This is a genomic window from Neobacillus niacini (assembly GCF_000759675.1).
Lineage (GTDB): Bacteria > Bacillota > Bacilli > Bacillales > Cytobacillaceae > Neobacillus > Neobacillus niacini_A.
On sequence record NZ_BAWM01000013.1, the window covers coordinates 1 to 19,003 of the forward strand.

Genomic DNA, 19,003 nt, shown 5'->3' on the forward strand with positions numbered 1-19,003 from the left:
AAGCTGGCGCAACAACCAGAAAAAGGATTAATCTCCCATGAGTGCTACCCCTAAAGGGTGCGACAGTCGGTGGTACACCGTGGTAGTTGGAGTCAGACTAACGGATGGGCTCAATGGCACCATAGTTTAAAGACCTTCTTCGCCAGCATTAAAACAGTATGGACTGCCAGATCCATTTTCATTCTCTGTGGTGCAGCGCTGATTTTGCGCTGCATGGATGGCTAACGGGTGCGTTAGTTGAAGAAGGAACTGGACAATAAACGAGCAAAACTCGCCACAAATATTGTGGCGAGTTTCGCCTTTTTATATGCCAATAGATATACCAAAACAGATGTCATTTCGGCTTGAATTTTTAGAAAAGCACCCCAAAACGGAACCCTTTAGTTATTGAACTAAAGCTACTTTTTCATGAAGTAAATACCAATTTAATCTGTATTAAAGTGTGGAGGCTCTCTTAGCCATGATTTCAGATATTCAATGAACTTTTTCGTAGCTGGAGCAAGGGTTTTAAAAGATGTAGCAGCAATACCAATTGTACGATAATTTTCTCCCTCTAACTTAAGAGCTCGAACGTTCGTTGGAACCCGATGTAAAACCATTTCAGGAAGTATACTGATTCCCAAACCATTTCCAACCATTGAAATAATTGCTTGGTCATCTGAAAGTTCAAATTTTATATTAGGGGTAACATTGTTCTCTTTTAAAATTCGATTTAAATCGTTATCGCTCCCTTTTTTCGCCTTGATTAGAGGCTCCGATTTGATTATTTCAAAACGAATCTCATTTTGTTCGGCAAGAGGGTGTTCATTTGAGAGGATACAGAGCATTCTATCTTTTCTTAAGGAAATCACTTCAAAGTGTTGCGAAGTCGGTAGAGACACAAAACCAAAATCAACCAAACCAGTTGATATCCAATGCTCGACGGCATCATAATCCCCCTCCAGGAGTTTAACCTCGATAGTTGGGTGAGCCTTATTAAATATTTTCATGATTTCAGGGAGCCAGTGAATGGACACACTTGAAATCGTTCCAATCCGTACTGTACCGATTTCCAGCCCATTGATATTAGCTATCTCTTGAACCATTTCCTCGTTCAACTTTAGAATTTCACGAATGTATTTTAAGAGACGCTCTCCGTTACTGGTCAAATGGATACCTGAGCGCCCTCGATTGAGTATAGATAATCCCCATTCTGATTCAAGGCTGGTAATGGCATGGCTGACAGCAGATTGACTTAAACCTAGTGTTTCACCGGCTTTCGTAAGGCTCCCTAATTCCACGACAGTACTAAATATCTCAAACTTAGCAAGAGACAGTTTGACCACTCCTTTTGCATGAATTTTATTCATGTTAATCTTCGAAAACATTCATTTTCCTAATCTTAATTTTACAATTATACTTATAAAATATCAATTCGTGAAAGTATAGGTGATCAAAAGATGAATCAAAATAAATTGTCTCGGATAGTAGATGGGAGAGAATCAGACACTCAATTAAAAGCAGATCTCATGATGCTGATCGTTACTATGATTTGGGGGTCATCTTATTTGTTTATGAAGATGGGTCTCGATTCTTTTCAAGGGTTTAACTTGATAGCATTACGTTTTGGCATAGCCTTTATTTTAGCCGGAGCTGTATTTTACAAGCGCTTAATACATATTGATGTTAAAACGATTTTTTATGGATTTTTATTAGGGTCAATCTTGTTCTTAATAATGTCTGTTGTTACGATCGGATTAAAATTCACGTCAATTTCAAATGCAGGATTTTTATTTAGTCTTTCAGTGGTATTTGTCCCGTTGTTATTAGCGATCCTTTTTAGAAAAAAACCAGAAATAAAAGTTGTTTTTGGCGTGGTCGCCTCTATTACAGGAATTGCTCTTTTAACATTAAATAATGAATTAACGATTAATTCCGGAGACTTCCTAATCATTTTAGGTGCAGTATTTTATGCCATTTTCATCATTTTAACTGATAAGTTGACGAAAAATGTTGATTCCATCACACTGGGGATTTTACAACTTGGATTTGCCGGGGCATGGGGGTTACTATTTTCATTATTTTTCGAAAAGCCACATCTTCCGAACACAACGGAATCATGGGTTGCTATTTTGGCTTTAAGCATACTTTGTAGTGCAATTGGTTTTATCGGTCAAGCCTATGCTCAAAAATATACAACACCAACGCACACAGGTCTTATATTTTCATTAGAACCCGTTTTCGCTTCATTATTTGCTTTTATTTTCGTAAATGAAACACTCCCAGCCAAAGGATATTTAGGGGCCATTCTAATCTTACTAGGTGTCTTAACTGCTAAGATCAATTTTAAAAAGCCCTTTATGAGAAAAAGATTCAATCAAACAGTTGACGGTTCTGAAGCCTAGCTTACTATCCAATGTAACAATAGTAAAGGTACAGATTTCCATCATTCAATAAGGGATATCTTAACCCATGTTGCCCTTCATGGTCAGTACCATCGAGGACAGATCAATCAACTTCTAAGAGCAGCAGACCTTGAACCAATTAATGTTGACTTCATTACATTTAGAAGATGATGTAGAGATTGATCGTTATTTTTTATATAAGAGAATATAAAACAAATAATAAAGGCAGTGTGTTTTTCATAAGAAGATACATTCATTGTTATCAAGAAACAGTCTAAACCCCTAGCTTTAGATATGGGGTTATAAGCTTATTTAACATAAAAAACATCCCACCAATCGTATTATAGGTGGGATGTTTTTTATGTTAAGTTTTGTTCATTACGAATTTTTTCGAGCAATGCTCGACAGCCATCTGAAATCAGCTGAAAGGTTTCTTCAAAATCTCCCGTGTAATATGGATCAGGGACATCTTTGTTATGTTCCGTTAAATCGAGCAGACGTATGATTTTTGGATGCCGAGGTTTACCGGTTATCTCGAAAATGTTCTTTACATTGCTCTCATCCATACCAATGATATAGTCGAACTTTTCAAAGTCTTTTTTCGTTAATTGTCGTCCAACAAGATCATCTGATGAAATGTTGTATTTTTTTAGAATGGTTAGGGTTCCTTTATGGGGAGGAGAACCTATATGCCAAGCACTTGTAGCAGCTGAATCAACAGTAACTTTCTCTGACAAATTTTCTTTTTTCAGTAAGTCACGAAACAATGCCTCAGCCATTGGTGAACGGCAAATGTTTCCCAAGCAAACAAATAAAACATTAATCATATCATTAACTCCTTTTAATCTTTTAAACTACGTTTAGTATTCCATAACGACCATTCTAAGTATATTATCAATGAATGTAAAATGAAAAGTAGAAGAACAAAGCTTTATGTGGACCAAGAATGCGCTAATCCCACGATAGTCGCGGCAAGCCCTGCCATAAAAATAGATTTAATGAAAGAGTAGGACTGTTTTCGGTCATAATCTGCCCATCTAAATAGTACAAATGTTTTAAGGTTGTTTTTATCCATATCAATGATTTGGTTAAAAATCCTTCAAAATTTTCAACTTAGATAAGATTTTAGCTAATAAGGAGGAGTGTTTAGTGAAATCGATTGGAATCTTGGGCGTAGGTCAAGCAGGTGGGAATATTGCAGAAATTGCATCAGCCTTGAATTTTCAAACAGCTCTCATTAATACGAATCAACGTGATGGTGTTGTAAACACGCGGGTAGAAAAAAAGTATTTTGTTCCAGGATATAATGGTGCAGGTCAAGATCGTTCATTAGGATTACGGGCTCTTCAAGAAAACTATAAGGAGATCATTGATTTTGTTAGCAGCTCCTTTAAAAACATCAAGCTTCTTTTAGTGGCTTTTTCAACGGACGGTGGCACAGGGTCTGGGATGAGTCCAATGTTAATTGATCTGTTAGTCGATCAGTTGCCTGGTGTCAAGGTAGGGGCGATCGCGATTATCCCTGAACGGAACGTATTAGCAGGAAATCGCATCAATACGGCCGAGTGTATCGAACAACTTTCCAATATAGAAGGCATTTCTTCTGTATTCCTCGTCGACAATGATCAAATGCGTAAAATGAAACCGCAATCCAGTAAACACGAGATTTACGTTGCGGCTAATCATCAAGCCATAGAGGCTATTAGTTTTCTCTTGAAAATAACGAAAAAGAGTTCTTTCTATGGCAACTTCGATGAATCCGATCTGATGAATATCCTTGGAACAAGAGGCGTAACGATGATCACTTCCGCAACGATTACGGATGCGAAAACCACTTCGGATGTCTCGAAGAAAGTACAGATTTCTTGGGCGAACTCGATATTCTGTCCTGTTGAATCACAAGGCGTAATCCGGGCTGGGCTTATCTATGAAGGTCCAGAGAACATTTCAAAGCTGATTAATGTACCTTCCATTTTTGAGAGGGTGGGCGAACCGCTGCAATTATTTGAAGGAACCTATATTTCAGAATCTGACCCTACGATCACAACCATTCTTGCTGGACTACCATTCCCAACGCGCCGGATGCTTTCTGTTGAAGAATCTCTTGAAAAAAACAAAGAACGATTAGAGGAGCTTGTGAAAAAAGAACAGACCCAAAATTACGAGTCTGGAATCCGTTGGGCATCCAACTTAAAACTTATAAAACAGGATAGAAAGCCAGTATCTATCACTTCCAAGTTAAATAAGTATCAGAAATAATTAGAATCTCATTCAGTATTCAAAATGAATACTGAGTAAAAGGAAACACATGCGGAGGAACCCATCCGTTGTGTTTCCTTTTTTAATTTAGGCTTTGTTAAAGAATAATGTTGTTATTTGATTTTCTCGAACATTTATTCTATAACGGGTGGACTAAAATTACCGAGAGCGAGTGAGTTTTAATGGTGTTAGCGGACATGATTAACCAAATCAGAAATCTTAGCCGAAGAGACCAGCAGCGATTGAAGGAGTTCTTTACAAACTCATTAGGGAGTGCAGCAGAAACAGAGTCTGTATTCAAAGATGTATCAGAACAGAAACACAAAGACGGCTACACCTGCACTCAATGTCAATCCACTAACGTCATTCGTTTCGGTAAATACCAAGTTAAAACTACAATCAATACCATTGAACGCCAAAGATACCGCTGCAAAGAGTGCTGTAAAACATTCACAGATAGGACGAACACTCCTCTTCACAGGACACATATGCCGAGTAAATGGCTTCAGTTTATTGAATGTATGATTGAGGGGTATTCCCTTCGAAAATCAGCTAAACTCATTGGTGCTCATTATGTGACGCTTTTTAATTGGAGGCATAAAATTCTAACTGCATTAAAGCAGATGGATTTTGAACTTTTTCAAGGCATAGTAGAAATGGATGAAACCTATTTTCTCTATTCCGAGAAAGGAAAACGGAATATCCAAGGACGAAAACCAAGGTTACGCGGTGGGAGTTCAGAGTTTAGAGTAATAAGCAAGGACCAAGTATGCGTTCTTGTAGCTAGAGACCGCCAAAAAAGAACGTTTTCCAGAACAATTGGAAAAGGGCGGATTATAAAAAAGAGTTTGGACGAAGCGTTAGGTTCCATGCTATCAATTCAAAATGTTCTATGTACGGATGCTTGGCGGGCGTTTATGACTTATGCCAAAGAAAAAGGAATTGAGCATCATCGCTTTAAAGCAAATGGTAGGGAGCGAGTTAAAGGGATTTATCATATCCAGAATGTAAATAGTTATCACAGCCGTTTAAAGAGCTGGATGGAGCGTTTTAATGGTGTAGCGACTAAATATCTAGACCATTATTTGAGCTGGTTCCAATTCTTAGACACCATCAAACATATAAAAGATAACTTTACGATAACCAAAATGGTTTTAGACAGTTGTTCTTTCTCAGTTAACATAACTTATGATAAACTAATGTTATCGGAATTTTCTGAATAATAGGAAGTTTATTGTTCCGTTAAAGGGCAGGTTAATTCAATAATCGGAAGGAAAAAGGTATATAGAAAGGGAACTATTTGATATACCGGATTAAATAAAGGAGAGAAGGCTATGAGTAAATCATTTATTGAACAAGTACATTATATTAGAATTCCTGTAAAAGATTTAGAACTGTCTGCACAATGGTATAGAGATGTATTAGGGCTCCAGTTACTAAACAATACTGAGGAACTTGCAATTTTAAAAGTAAATGAAGGACCTTTCTTACTTATCTTAGTTCCTACCGAAGATGAAACATTTGCACATTTTACAATTGATAATGAACAAGAATTTAGCATTGGCTTTACAAGTCCAGAATTATCTAAATTTCATCAACACTTAATTGATAATCAAGTTAAGGTCGAGGATATAAAAGAAGATAATGGTCATGCCTTTTTCCACTTTTATGACCCAAATGGTAATAAACTTCAAGTACACTGGTAAGATTATAATAAATAAATTACCTTATTTCATTAACGGGTGCTTTAACGGAATAAGAACGGGAACGTCCAAATCAGACGTTCCCATATTTTTTGCCTGAAAAACAACAATACTATTTAACAAAGCCTAAATTTAAAAACGTAGAAAACCGCAAAAATGATATAAAGAGTAAACAAGATTGTTTAAATTGATGAAATCTTTACCAATTCATAATCAATAATTTACAAAGGATAAACTTAGAATTAACACTTCTCAGCTATTCTTTTAATAGATTTACTTTTTAAAAAATTTTTATAAAGGGATGAGGAGTTTTTATTATGAGTAATCATGAGTTGCAAAAAGGGTTGGACAGACGAAGTTTTATAAAAATCGGTGGAATGAGTACACTCGCTTTAACACTTGGATCAGCTGTCCTTCCTGCTGATTTGTTCACGGGTAAAGCGCACGCTGAATTAAATGATGATGTTAAGCTTCAATTTAATCCAGACGGAAAATTCAAAATCGTACAGTTTAACGATACACAAGATGATGAAAACATTGACCGTCGTACGGTCGAGCTGATGGAAAAAGTGCTTGATACTGAAAAACCGGATTTTGTTGTCCTTAACGGTGACAACATTACAGGTGGTTGTGATACGCCAATCGAGATGAAGCAAGCGATTAATAATGTCGCACAGCCGATGGAGCAAAGAGGGATTAAGTGGGCTATTACTTACGGTAATCATGATGAGGATTCAACTCCAAAAAGCGGGCTTAATGAAGAGGACATGCTCGAGATTTACATGTCTTACAAATACAATATGAACAAGCCTGGAGTAAAAGATATAACTGGAACCGGAAATATGAATCTACTAATCAAAAATTCCAAAGGCACGGATGCGGCTTTTAACCTCTGGCTGCTGGACAGTGGAAGATATGCGCCTAACACCATAGCAGGTCAAGACTTTCATGGTTACCCGACCTGGGACTGGCTCCGTTTTAACCAGGTAAGCTGGTATTACGAGACTTCCAAAAAATTGGAGCAGCAATGGGGGCATAAGGTTCCTTCACTCGTCTTCATTCACATCCCTCTCTGGGAACATAGATATATGTGGTTTGCCAGCGTAGACGGAAGATCGGACCAACATCATGCTAACGCTGTGAATAAGCATACTATTGTGGGAGAAAGGAATGAAGATGAATGTCCAGGTCCAATCAACAGTGGCATGTTCACAGCCATGTTGGAAAGAGGAGATGTCAAGGGTGTCTTCTGCGGCCATGATCATGTGAACACATATATGGGTAATTATTATGGGATTCTTCTTGGTTATGCCGGAAACACTGGTTTTGGTACATATGGCCTTCCGGGCGCTAACCGCAATAGATTACGCGGTGCCAGGGTATTTAATTTAGATGAAAACACTGCAGATGTGCTAGTGGAAACACACATGGTGTTTGCCAAAGACTTTGGCATTGATTTGACAGCCAATGACCAGAGCATTGCTCCGGCTCCAATCGACGAAAGCAAAAAGAAAGAAAAAGTAATAAAATAGTTAATATTTAAAAATAAAGCAGTTGATTTCTTCAACGAAACCAACTGCTTTATAAATCATAAAAAATAAGACCAAGCCAACTTAAAAACTAAGTTGGCTTTTAATATGGAAAAACTATAATAGGCTATATTAATTGGTAAGTTTTAGAGAAGTAACTTGCTTTAATTTAACTAATTCAAAATGAATTAATTAAGTCATTTTGAATTAAATTAATTCGTTAGTTTTTTGATAAGAGTTATAAATTAAGTCTTCCCTATGTTGGTACGAATCTTGCGTTGTATTTTAGCAAAACTATTTCGAGTAACGATAACAACTGTTGAAAAAAGAGAGATGATTTTCTTTATAATAGGCAAAAAAACCCGAATCCAATAGTGGAGACGGGGTTTTTTTTAGTGAAAAATGGGGTGTGAAAGAGGGATTCTTTTCACACATTCATCATACCACCCAAATATGAATAAACTTTGACTAAACTCTTAACAATTTATTACCTGACAAAAGATATAACCTGAGAGAATATCTTTGCAACAAAAGAAATATAGGCTGACTTATACTAGCCGTATCGTAAAGACTTTTCTAAGTCAGCCCATTTTATTACTTTTTTATACCTTATTGATTACCATTTGTTTACTTATCATAGGTTAGACCGAAATCAAACCCATATGCATTACCATCTTTATCACGGTATACATAAGAAGGATCTTCATCATAACCTGGAACATCCCCGTTGTTGTTATCTACGGCTTCCTGATTAGCAGGAATGGTAAATGGAAGTTTTCCTGTTGGAGCAAATTTGCCGCGAATGACATCAACTAACGCTTCTGCTTTCACTCCGAAAACCGCTAATGTAGCTGCTGCATTTTCTTCAATCTCTCCGATCAGCCAAGGGCTGGTCATATTGACAGTAAGGATTGTCGGTACTTTTGCTTCAATTTCTTTGATTCTTTCAACATTGATCCCTGTTTCTGCACCAAGTGCCACAGAAAGTGGAATGTCCGGACGATCAGCTACTGTGCTTGGAATCGCATAGACTAATGCATGAGTAGCATCCTCCAAGTTGTCAACCACTTGGATAGCTGGATCATATTGGATAATTGACTTTTTCAAATCAGCAGTTCTAGTGCTTCCGCTTGTTCCGGAGGAGAATACCTCTACATAAAGCTTAATATCTTCGACCTTCTCATCTTTTAGCGGTAATGTGTCTTGATCATTACGAAGCAGGACAATGGATTTTCGATGGGCTTCATCTGCTTTTGCCTGTGAAGCTGGGTCATCAGCTATTTCTTGTGCATTATCCGGATCAACATACGGATTTTCAAATAAGCCTAATTCCATCATTTCCGTTAATAGTCTTGTTACAGCTTCGTCGATTCGCTTCTCTTTAATTAAGCCATCTTTGACTGCCTTGATAAGGTCTGTAGGATCTGCTTCACCGGAAACAATATCGGTTCCAGCGTTTATTGCTTTCGCATATCGTTCAGGCTTTGTCAGGTTTTCAACTCCCCAAGGCATGGCATAAATAATGGAAGTGTCGCTATTAATATAGCCTTGGAATTTAAGTTCTTTGCGCAAAAGATCGGTAATAAGCCTTTTGTTGTACGCAAAGCCCACTTCTTCAAACTCTTCGCCGTTCTTTAACTGTGGTACGCTGTATTCATTACTTGGGTACGCATAATAAGGCATAATTGATGTGGTACCCGCTGCAATCGCTGCTTTAAAAGATGGAAGGTGGTACTTATATAAACTGCCTTCAGTTGGATAAGGATTGAATTTACCCCATTCATAATGTGGATCATGACCATCTTGACGAGCACCGCCGCCTGGGAAATGCTTTGTCGTTAAAGAGACACTATTTGTGCCAAGCTCTTCACCTTGGAAGCCTTTTATCACGGCATAGATCATTTCAGAGGCTAGGTCAGGATGTTCACCAAAAGTACCATTGATTCGATTCCAAAGAGGGTCTGTCACGACATCTGCCATGTACATATAACCTTTACGGATTCCTGTAGAGGTCCATTCTTTTGCTGCAATTTGCCCAAATTCCTTTACTAGTTCGGCATCACGTGTCGCAGCAAGGCCTAATTCACCCGGCCATACAGAAAACTGACCAGATGCTTCGCTAAAACCAAATGCTAAATTCCCAGCATGGTTTCGAGGATTCGATGTCATGACTACAGGAATTCCTAGTCTTGTATCCTCTGAAATTTCTTGCAGCTCATTGATCCATGTTGCTAAATCTTTTGCGGAAGGATTGTCACGAATAATTAAGTAACGTAAATTTCTTTCCTGAATGCCCTTTGTAGCGGCAGATGCTTCTACAATCGGCGGATTAAACTCATAGAATTGCTGACCAGGAACAGACCAGCGATTAATGGTTGTTTCTGTATCTTGTTCACACGTTAAACTCCCCACCGTATCCGGACAGGACCTGCTGTTACCCATATAATGAGAAGAGATTAACATCATCCCGGCCTTTTCCTCAAGGGTCATCTGCTTAACAAGATCCTTTACACGTGCATTTACTGGGAGCTCCCAGTTTTCATATTTGTCTAATTTTCCGTTATTATTTAAATCTTTGTACTCTTTACCTTTGACGGTAAGAATATCCTTGGAAGTTACACTAAGTTGAGGGACTGTTTTGACCACTGCCTTGTTTTCATTTCCGCGGTCAGCCGAGGCATTAGGGATCACTAGCGATGACAACATCAGTGCCACTGCCGATAATACAGCTGCTTTCTTTATCTTTTTCAATAAACCCACCTTTTTTCCTCCCCCATTTATATAGACTTAAATACTAGGCTATGTAGAATGAAACGCCTGAAACACAAATCAACAGACCAGTTTAACACAGCCAAACAAAAAAATAGTAGAATTTTATCCTTGTAGACAATCCCCCTAACGTCAAGTAAACGCTTTCTTTCGCAAGTTTAGTTTACGATAAGGAAGGACTTAAGCAGTAGGGAGTTTTTTTAGATAAATTTGTGTTTTTTTAATATTCTAAAAATTAGTAAATAGTACCTATTATTAATAACTATCAATTTAAGTGTCAAAAAAATTAAATGCCATATTGAATAGAAACTATTTATTAAGAGTAAAAAATAAAAACTCCACCGTAATTGTATCGGATATTATAAATAACTATAAACCTAAGCGAGAACGTTGCTGGATTGCCGAAATGAATGGAGAAATTGTGGGTTCTATTTTTGTTGTAGAAGGAAATGAAGATACGGCTAAACTTCGTTTATTAATTGTAGACCCAAAGGCTAGAGGTTTAGGTCTAGGTTCACAATTAGTTAAAGAATGTATTAATTTTTCTAGACGGGTTGGATATAAGAAACTCGTCATGGACGAATAATGTCCTTAAAGAAGCTCGTCATTTTTATCAGAAAAAGGGCTTTAAACTTGTAAATGAAGAAAAACATCATAGTTTTGGGCAAGATTTAGTTGGAGAGACGTGGCAACTGTTACTTTAGAAAAATTTCAAGTCATTAGGGGAGCGATACTTCAATAAAGAAGGGTCTCTTTTTCCTTATTTTTAACAGGTTATTACAGATAGTGAAAGAAAGGTAGGAGGCACCAAAATTAATTTTTTGGTGCCCCAGGAGGATAATAATATGGAGGAACTTTTATCCATCCACGTTTACGCATAGCGGTTTTTACTTCCATGCCAAATATCATCTTTTCAGCATGAAATCTTGCCCACATAAGACCTATATCATTTCGAACACATTGAGATATATTTGTTGAACACATCACAATATTGGAAGCAACCTTTATAGAAATAAAGTTTGCTATTTCATCATCTGTAACTTTTACACCTAATGGAACACTATTAGGATCAGATTTTGGTTTAGATTGTGCTATAGGAGCTAAAGGGATTCCTTCTTCAATCATAAATTTTTCTAATATTTGTTTTTGATGATGGGCTAAATTTAAGGATCTCCTTATTAAACTAAGTAATTCGTCATCCGTTGATGTATTTAAAGATGCTTCAAGTGCGGGGATTTCTTCTGCTATTGCTGTGTAATAAAGCCAACAACCCATCGCTTCACCAATATGTGGACGAGACTTTGGTTCATTATCAACTGTAGTTTTGATGTAATCGATAACTGTTTCAAAAACATTAGGCATATTCATTCACCCTCATCTCTTTTAAGGTATAATTTTCCCATATTTAATAAAATTAAACGGGTCGGTTAATGGAATATACGATTGGAAGGCTAGACTTTGATTAATCAACGAAAATTAGTGCCATCATTAAGTGAATTTTTGAATTTAATCTGCTTGTTAAACAAACGGGTGCTTTACTTGAAGATACAGCAGATATGCTATTAATAAAAAATCTTAGAGTTGGAAAATTTTAAACTGCTAGGCAAAGAATATTTATCTAAATAAAATAAGGCAGTTCTTTATCGGAAAATAAGGTTCTCGTGAGGCTAAAAGATGTTAACCTCCCAAGGAAGTCCCCACTTATTTAAACGGAAGAAACTGAGATACAATGAGTAATTGAACTTAGATGAACACTAAAGATTAGTTATAATTAAAGGTGATTAGTAATGCCAATAACGGATCCTCAGATGGACTTGCTTTTTTTATCAACATATATTAGAATTTGATAAAACTATTTACTAATATTAAGAAAGGAGGCAAAAAGTCATGGAAACTGTTATCAAAAGTATTGCAACAGAAGTAAAGTCATATTTACATCTAGGAGATTTACTTGCAACGGGACCAGTCTGTCCTTTTTTAAGTAAACTTCATATAGATAACAGCTACCGGAAGCTTTTTGTCTTTTTATTTTAGAATCTGTAGAAAATCCCTTAATTTTTTGCGCATTTTGAATAAATACTAAGCAATTTACTAGACGCCGGTTTTATATGGCGTCTTTTTGTGTTTTAAAGGAGAAGAATTAAGATGATGAATATTTATATACGACCTCTTGTTGGATGAGATTCATGAAAAAGTGGAAAAAGGTCAGGTAAGGGACCACCAATACCGAAAAACCAAGTTGTATTAATTGGTGTGATGTCAATAAAGGAGTTTTAGAAAGGGTGAGACAATTGCTAAAAAAACTTAGGCAATATAGAAAGGTTTCAGTGTTTCAAACGCTTCTAATTTAGAAAAATAATTAGAAGCGAGGAATAATAATATGAAAAATCAAAGAATCTTTAATAAATCATTTCTTTTTTTATTTATAAGCAACTTTTTAGTTTTTATAGGGTTTGAAATGTTGCTACCTATTTTACCAGCCTATTTGTTAAGCATGAATGCATCTTCGATTCAAGTAGGTTTAATGATAACTTTATTTACACTAGGAGCTGTTCTAATCAGACCTTTTGTAGGGTACTATTTAATTGATAACCAACGGAAAAGTCTAGCCATTATTGCAAGTGCAGCTTTAATGATTTTTACAATGCTGTATCCTTTTCTTAATATTATATGGCTTTTGCTATTTTTACGACTTTTCCATGGCGCAGCGTGGGGAGTTTCAACCACAGCCAATAGTACAATTGTAGTCGATTTAATTCCTAAGACACGGTTAGGAGAAGGAATGGGGTATTTTTCAATTTCAACAACAGTCGGGGCTATCATTGCACCGAGTATAGGTATCCTTATCTATGACTCTTTTTCCTTCGATATTTTAATTTGGTCATCAGTAATACTCAGCTTATTGGCAGTAATTGCGCTTCAATTTGTATATTCACCTACTCCTGTTAAACTTGAGAAGCAGCCATTTCAATTTTTTAATGCGATCTTTGAAAAAGACGCATGGTTCCCAGCATTACTAACGATTATTACAACACTTGGTTTTGGAGCGATTATTACTTTCTTAGTTCTTTTTGGAAAACAAAAGGGATTAGATCATATTTTTCTATTCTTCCTTATCAATGCAAGTGTCGCAACTTTACTACGTCCGTTTACAGGAAGATGGTATGACAAAAAAGGACCTTGGTCTATCATCATTGTGTCTGCAGTGCTAGGATTTTTATCACTTGTTATGCTGTCTTATACGACAAATAATCTTCATCTTATTATTGCTGCGATTTTATTTGGCGCAGGCTATGGAACTGTTATGCCATGTTTACAAACATGGACGGTTCAAAAGGTAAGTGAAGAGAAAAGTGGAGCAGCCAACGCAACCTTTCTTTCCAGTTTTGACGTTGGTGTTGGAGTTAGCGCATTTGTATTAGGGATTTTAGCTGAATGGATTAGTTTAGAGATGATCTTCCGGATTATTAGTCTAAGTTTTATTGTTATTGCTGTTTTAGTCTATAAGGATTTTTTAAATGAAAAGAAAAGGTATAAAAATATATAAATCGATCTAAAAACAAATCCACTTCTATGTTAATAGAGGTGGATTTGTTTTGGTTGATACTTGCTTAAAATGTTGGCGGTACCCATTATAGGAATACGGCTTTTTAATCATAGTATGTGAACTATTGTACTTAAAGTAACGGGTGCATTAACATAATAAGGAATAAAATTAAAAGGCCTAAGATATGCAAGTTTTTATGCTCTACTTGTATATTTTTGCTTTTTTTACATTCATAAAACATACTACAATTGATATCATTTTATAAATACCAAAAACATGAGTGGCTCTCTACATACAAGGCTGCCAACCGATAGAACACTTTGGACACTTTCACCAAGCAAACACTCACGCAGTACACCTTGTCCAACCATCCCCGTAGCCCCGAAAAGAAGGACCTTCATAATTATGCCTCCTATTTTGGGTTTCTTCTTAAAGCGGGGCTAATTAAAAAAACGTGTCAGGCACCAGCCAATCTTTTCGTTGGTGTTTTTTCTCTTTCATTAAAAATCAAGTCACCTCGACCTTTTAATTTGTTGTCTGTACCCGCTCGAAATAAGCCTAAATGTCGTTAGAAGTCTCATACGGGGTATAAAATTTTAGCCTTAACTTATCTCCTTTTTTACCTATAATGAAATCTTGTAAGCGTTTTATATTTTCTGATACGAAGGGGAAGGGGAGAGTAAATTGAAGAAACCAAATGAGGGTCAATATGAACATCTACATAACGAAAGAAATGAATTGTCAAGGACCAAGGTTTTTAAGGGGAGTAATGGAAAAAGGTTCATTGCTTTATCACTTACTGCTTCATTGATTGTTCCAATAACAGCTGTGGTACCAGAAGCATTTGCCTCTGAAACACTAATGTTGAATGCTAGTTTCGCAGCAGAAGAATATGAAACAGCATCCCGTGCCAAGAATCTGGAGATGGAAGCACAAACCCTAGATATTCCACTTTTTATGTTCGAAAATGGCGTACCTAATTCATTTGAGACAAAAAACGGAGGTAATCTTGAAATGGATTCCCGTCACGTCAAAGATGGTAAACACTCACTTAAATGGGATTACACTAGTGGCTCTAAGCTATTGGTAAAAGAAAAAATTCAATTTGAGCCTTTTGTACCAAATGACAAGGACCAATCCATCCAAACCTTTGTGGTCTGGGTTTATAATGAAAAACCAGTAAATGATACCGTGACCTTTCAATTTGGCAGAGGCAATCAAGTGGACAGCTCGTTTAAAATGAACTTAAATTTTAGCGGCTGGAGAACTGCCTGGGTCTCATTTGAGCGTGATATGGAAGGAGCACCCCAACCTAACATGAATCGGATGACGATTGTCGCTCCTGAATCCGGGTCAGGTACTTTGTATTTCGACTCCATGATGCTTTCTACCCCACTTGATCCACGTCATCACACACCAGATTTACAAGTTCCGTTCGTTAATCCAGGTGTTAAAGATGGCGCAAACGCTCATTGGTTGGGACTTTTGCATTATTCCAGACAGACACCTCCAGAACCTCCACTAGAAGTGACAGAATCAGATTTGACGGGAATTCGAAAAATAGAAGATACATTAACAGAATTGGTTTTTCAGAAACAAAAAGTTACAGAAGCCTTACTCAACGACATACGCACTCGTTATGCTTCCTACGGGATTCAGCGTGAAGATGGGGCCATAAGGGGTGCTTCGCTTTTTATGCCACATTTTGATCAAGTGCCAGCTCCATTAAAAGAATCCTTCAAGGAGTTAAGTAATACGGTAGATCTCAAAGCTTTTACGGATTTTATGCAACTGGTGGCAAACACGTATCTCTCAACAGATGATGCGACTTTGAAATATGAGTTAAAGTCCATGTATATCGATTTGGCAGACCATCTGGCCGATCAGGGATGGAATGATGGAAGTGGTCAAGGCACCATGCATCATCTTGGTTATAATATTCGCGGTTTTTATACTTCTGCTTTTTTGATGCGTGATGTTCTTAAGGACGCCGGCATATTAGACAGAACCCAAAAGTCACTTTTCTGGTTAAGTGGTGCAGGCAAAATCTATTTTCCAAAAGAAGAAATAGAGGGGAACATTGACATTTTAAATACAACATTAAACGGAATGCTGGCAAGTATTCTTGTACAAGAGGATTCTAAAGAAAAAGTTAGAGATCTGGAAAGCTTTTCTTCCTGGCTGTCTCAAGGACTTCGACCTGCCAAAGGATTAAATCCTTCATTCAAGAACGACGGATCTGCCTACCATCATGACAATCACTACCCTGCTTACGCGAAGGATGCATTCAATGGAGTCACTCCAATGATGTATGTATTATCAGGTACTCCATTTAGGGTGGATGAAGATGCTCATGCGACTCTAAAAAAAGCATTATTATCCATGCGGCTTTATTCCAATAAAACACAGTGGTTAATCAGTATTGCAGGGCGTCATCCGGATGGAAAAGGTGCATTAACGCTGCCCCCTTATCGTTATATGGCTTTAGCAGGGACACCGGACGGAACTGAAGCCGTTGATAGAGAAGTAGCAGCGGCATATATACGACTTGCAGATAACGTAGATTCTACCGTTAGACAATTTCAAGCAATGGGCATCAAAGCAGAGTCTGATCCAAATGGTTTTTGGTCGATGAATTATGCCAATCTTGGGTTACAGAGACGCGATAATTGGCTGGTTGGTGTAAAAGGATTCAGCCGTTATTTATGGGGTAATGAAACCTATGAAAATGCTAATCTTTATGGGCGTTACATGTCTTATGGACAAATGCAAATTATGGGCTACGGTAATCACCAGGATAGTGGCTATGTACATGATGGATGGGATTGGAATCGTTGGCCAGGAACAACGACGATTCATCTGCCATTTGAAAAACTGCGCTCGAATGTTAGGAATGTGGATCGTTTTAGTGGAATTGAGGAAATGTTGATCTCTGATGAAACATATTCGGGGAGCTTAAGCTTGCAAGGGCAGAATGGAATGTTTGCTATGAAGCTTCATGAGCATCCAAAATATGATGGAACCCATCGTGCACGAAAATCCTATTTCTTCTTCGATAATCGAATTGTCGCGCTTGGTTCGAACATCGAGAACGAGAATAGTGAGTATCCAACAGAAACGACATTGTTCCAGAATCATATGAAAGAGGAAGCAGAACCGGTTTGGATTTCTGCAAAAGGTGCCATCAAGGAGTTTCCTTATAAAGACCAGGATGTACTGACTGAAAATGCGTGGCTTATCGATAATAAAGCAAACGGATATTATTTGCCGTCTGGACAAACGATTTCCATGACAAGGTCAGAACAATTGTCAAAAAACCAAAAAGATGGATCGGACACTTCAGGAAACTTTGCGACCGCCTGGATTGATCACGGAAAATCTCCTAAAGATGGAAAATATCAATATGCAGTTTTGGTAAAAACAGATTATGAAAAAATGAAAGCTTTTGGAGAATCTATGGCTGATCCCAATCAGGCTCCTTACGTTGTCCTTCAGCAGGATCGTATGGCACATATTGTCCACGATCGTGCTACTGGTATTATGGGATATGCATTGTTTGAAGCTAATAATTCTGTCAATCAAGGTTTAGTCCGCGCTGTTGATACTCCAACGATGGTCATGACACGGATGGATGGGGAGAAACTCGTCCTAAGTGCTGTCGATCCTGATTTGCGGTTATACGAGGGGATCGAGGAAGATCAATACGACGAGAACGGTGTCCAAAAAGAAGTAAGCATTTATTCTCGTACTTGGCGGCATTCCGAAAGCATTATGAGAGCATTTAAGCTGACGATTGAAGGTGAATGGAAAACCGATTCAACAGATGAGCGGATTCGAATTCTCTCCTCTGAAAACGGACGTACTGTTCTAGAATTCGATAGCAAAGACGCAGCGCCAATGGAAATTGTGTTACAGCCGAAATAACCTGTGCACCATATAAAAAGTTCGTTCCAACTAAAAGAAGAGGTGACACAGGAATTCGGTCACCTCTTTTTTTCCTTTATACTTATGACTAACGAAATATTTTAGGGGTACTTTTTATACTCCTATTTGAGTAGTTTAAATCTATAGATAGGGATATTTTCCAGATCTTTTTTCAAGGTAAAAAAACATCGTTATTATTTCACAACAGACATAGTTAAAATGAATGGAATAAAATCCTCATAAGTATCAAAATAATAATCTGCTTCAATGATTGAAGATGACCCATTCTTCTTCCCAACCTGGATAAACGAAAATGATTCCGGTAGACGAACCTCTATTCATAGTCATTTACCTAAGAGCATAATCATTACTATTATCAACCCTAAAGTATTGTATTGGACTTAGGGTTGTAATAATTAAAGGTGGAAAAAATAATGTACATGTTTTTTTACTTATTATTGGCCATTATTGCTGTGACTTGTATTGGATTACAAGCCGGGATCAATGGTGTGTTGGGAAAAAGGATTGGCGTAATTGAAGCTAGTTTTGTTTCTTTTTTTATCGGAACCATAATCCTCTTATTACTCGTTATTTTCATGGGAAAAGGGGACCTGTTAAAAGTAACAAACGTTTCGAAATGGCAGCTGCTTGGTGGAGCCCTTGGGGTTGGTTATGTATCTATCATGGTTGCTATCGTGCCAAAAATTGGAGTAGCTTCAGCGATAACAGCTGTTATTGTCGGACAATTATTTATTAGTGTTACACTTGATCATTTCGGAGTCTTCACCAATCAACCGATACCAATTGATTGGTATCGCATTACAGGATTAGTCTTTTTGCTGGTATCGTTGTTTTTGATATTTAAGGGAAACATTAAGTGGTTTTGAA

At 37.3% G+C, this 19,003-nt stretch carries 16 protein-coding genes; 11 read left to right on the forward strand and 5 right to left on the reverse strand.

Annotation, left to right across the window (positions count from 1 at the left end; all coding sequences use genetic code 11):
* Window positions 1–425: 425 nt before the first annotated feature.
* A complete protein-coding gene (locus TR08_RS06050; protein ID WP_045516794.1) occupies window positions 426–1,316 on the reverse strand; it encodes a LysR family transcriptional regulator in 891 nt (296 codons plus the stop codon).
* Window positions 1,317–1,439: 123 nt separating this feature from the next.
* Between TR08_RS06050 and TR08_RS06055 the strand changes: the two genes are divergently transcribed.
* Entirely contained in the window at window positions 1,440–2,384 is a 945-nt protein-coding gene (locus tag TR08_RS06055) for a DMT family transporter (protein WP_045516602.1), read from the forward strand.
* A gap of 6 nt (window positions 2,385–2,390) precedes the next feature.
* Window positions 2,391–2,555, forward strand: coding sequence for a DinB family protein (locus tag TR08_RS30800; protein ID WP_081954379.1), 165 nt, complete (start codon window positions 2,391–2,393; stop codon window positions 2,553–2,555).
* Window positions 2,556–2,743: 188 nt separating this feature from the next.
* On the opposite strand, the gene TR08_RS06060 is transcribed toward TR08_RS30800, so the two are convergent.
* Window positions 2,744–3,211, reverse strand: a complete 468-nt coding sequence (locus TR08_RS06060) for a low molecular weight protein-tyrosine-phosphatase (RefSeq protein WP_045516603.1) — start codon at window positions 3,209–3,211, stop codon at window positions 2,744–2,746.
* Between the two features lie 322 nt (window positions 3,212–3,533).
* Between TR08_RS06060 and TR08_RS06065 the strand changes: the two genes are divergently transcribed.
* The 4 genes from TR08_RS06065 to TR08_RS06080 all read left to right on the forward strand — a co-directional run bounded on the left by TR08_RS06065 (window position 3,534) and on the right by TR08_RS06080 (window position 7,878).
* The gene (locus tag TR08_RS06065; protein WP_045516605.1) at window positions 3,534–4,643 is read left to right on the forward strand and encodes a cell division protein FtsZ; all 1,110 of its coding nucleotides are present in this window, start codon (window positions 3,534–3,536) and stop codon (window positions 4,641–4,643) included.
* A gap of 182 nt (window positions 4,644–4,825) precedes the next feature.
* Window positions 4,826–5,866, forward strand: a complete 1,041-nt coding sequence (locus TR08_RS06070; RefSeq protein WP_045516606.1) for an IS1595 family transposase — start codon at window positions 4,826–4,828, stop codon at window positions 5,864–5,866.
* 111 nt (window positions 5,867–5,977) lie between these two features.
* On the forward strand, window positions 5,978–6,349 hold the full coding sequence (locus TR08_RS06075) for a VOC family protein (protein ID WP_045516608.1): 372 nt from the start codon (window positions 5,978–5,980) through the stop codon (window positions 6,347–6,349).
* Window positions 6,350–6,663: 314 nt separating this feature from the next.
* A complete protein-coding gene (locus tag TR08_RS06080; protein WP_045516611.1) occupies window positions 6,664–7,878 on the forward strand; it encodes a metallophosphoesterase family protein in 1,215 nt (404 codons plus the stop codon).
* Window positions 7,879–8,502: 624 nt separating this feature from the next.
* On the opposite strand, the gene TR08_RS06085 is transcribed toward TR08_RS06080, so the two are convergent.
* Window positions 8,503–10,635, reverse strand: coding sequence for a glycoside hydrolase family 3 protein (locus tag TR08_RS06085; RefSeq protein WP_052427356.1), 2,133 nt, complete (start codon window positions 10,633–10,635; stop codon window positions 8,503–8,505).
* 415 nt (window positions 10,636–11,050) lie between these two features.
* On the opposite strand from TR08_RS06085, the gene TR08_RS33090 reads away from it, so the two are divergent.
* The gene (locus TR08_RS33090) at window positions 11,051–11,230 is read left to right on the forward strand and encodes a GNAT family N-acetyltransferase (RefSeq protein ID WP_238579091.1); all 180 of its coding nucleotides are present in this window, start codon (window positions 11,051–11,053) and stop codon (window positions 11,228–11,230) included.
* Window positions 11,231–11,457: 227 nt separating this feature from the next.
* Here the strand turns inward: TR08_RS33090 and TR08_RS06095 are convergent, their stop codons facing one another.
* Window positions 11,458–12,006, reverse strand: a complete 549-nt coding sequence (locus TR08_RS06095; protein WP_045516613.1) for a DUF3231 family protein — start codon at window positions 12,004–12,006, stop codon at window positions 11,458–11,460.
* Between the two features lie 525 nt (window positions 12,007–12,531).
* Here TR08_RS06095 and TR08_RS32390 point away from each other — a divergent pair.
* Both TR08_RS32390 and TR08_RS06100 read left to right on the forward strand, forming a co-directional pair.
* Window positions 12,532–12,678: a hypothetical protein gene (locus TR08_RS32390; RefSeq protein ID WP_193747685.1), complete on the forward strand. Its 147-nt coding sequence runs from the start codon at window positions 12,532–12,534 to the stop codon at window positions 12,676–12,678.
* A 346-nt stretch (window positions 12,679–13,024) separates the two neighbouring features.
* Complete coding sequence (locus TR08_RS06100) at window positions 13,025–14,191, forward strand: MFS transporter (protein ID WP_045516615.1); 1,167 nt, start codon at window positions 13,025–13,027, stop codon at window positions 14,189–14,191.
* Between the two features lie 254 nt (window positions 14,192–14,445).
* Here the strand turns inward: TR08_RS06100 and TR08_RS31815 are convergent, their stop codons facing one another.
* Window positions 14,446–14,592 (reverse strand): hypothetical protein, encoded by a 147-nt coding sequence (locus TR08_RS31815; RefSeq protein WP_202964961.1) that lies wholly within the window; start codon window positions 14,590–14,592, stop codon window positions 14,446–14,448.
* Window positions 14,593–14,875: 283 nt separating this feature from the next.
* Here TR08_RS31815 and TR08_RS06105 point away from each other — a divergent pair, with 283 nt between their 5' ends.
* The gene (locus tag TR08_RS06105) at window positions 14,876–18,115 is read left to right on the forward strand and encodes a chondroitinase family polysaccharide lyase (RefSeq protein ID WP_052427357.1); all 3,240 of its coding nucleotides are present in this window, start codon (window positions 14,876–14,878) and stop codon (window positions 18,113–18,115) included.
* Between the two features lie 434 nt (window positions 18,116–18,549).
* The gene (locus TR08_RS06110; protein WP_238579092.1) at window positions 18,550–19,002 is read left to right on the forward strand and encodes a DMT family transporter; all 453 of its coding nucleotides are present in this window, start codon (window positions 18,550–18,552) and stop codon (window positions 19,000–19,002) included.
* Window position 19,003: the final 1 nt, after the last annotated feature.

Coding starts and splice junctions, on each gene's coding strand:
- TR08_RS06110 (WP_238579092.1), top strand. CDS start 18,550: ATGTACATGTTTTTTTACTTATTATTGGCCATTATTGCTGTGACTTGT.
- TR08_RS06100 (WP_045516615.1), top strand. CDS start 13,025: ATGAAAAATCAAAGAATCTTTAATAAATCATTTCTTTTTTTATTTATA.
- TR08_RS31815 (WP_202964961.1), bottom strand. CDS start 14,592: ATGAAGGTCCTTCTTTTCGGGGCTACGGGGATGGTTGGACAAGGTGTA.
- TR08_RS06080 (WP_045516611.1), top strand. CDS start 6,664: ATGAGTAATCATGAGTTGCAAAAAGGGTTGGACAGACGAAGTTTTATA.
- TR08_RS06055 (WP_045516602.1), top strand. CDS start 1,440: ATGAATCAAAATAAATTGTCTCGGATAGTAGATGGGAGAGAATCAGAC.
- TR08_RS06075 (WP_045516608.1), top strand. CDS start 5,978: ATGAGTAAATCATTTATTGAACAAGTACATTATATTAGAATTCCTGTA.
- TR08_RS06060 (WP_045516603.1), bottom strand. CDS start 3,211: ATGATTAATGTTTTATTTGTTTGCTTGGGAAACATTTGCCGTTCACCA.
- TR08_RS06095 (WP_045516613.1), bottom strand. CDS start 12,006: ATGCCTAATGTTTTTGAAACAGTTATCGATTACATCAAAACTACAGTT.
- TR08_RS33090 (WP_238579091.1), top strand. CDS start 11,051: ATGAATGGAGAAATTGTGGGTTCTATTTTTGTTGTAGAAGGAAATGAA.
- TR08_RS32390 (WP_193747685.1), top strand. CDS start 12,532: ATGGAAACTGTTATCAAAAGTATTGCAACAGAAGTAAAGTCATATTTA.
- TR08_RS06070 (WP_045516606.1), top strand. CDS start 4,826: ATGGTGTTAGCGGACATGATTAACCAAATCAGAAATCTTAGCCGAAGA.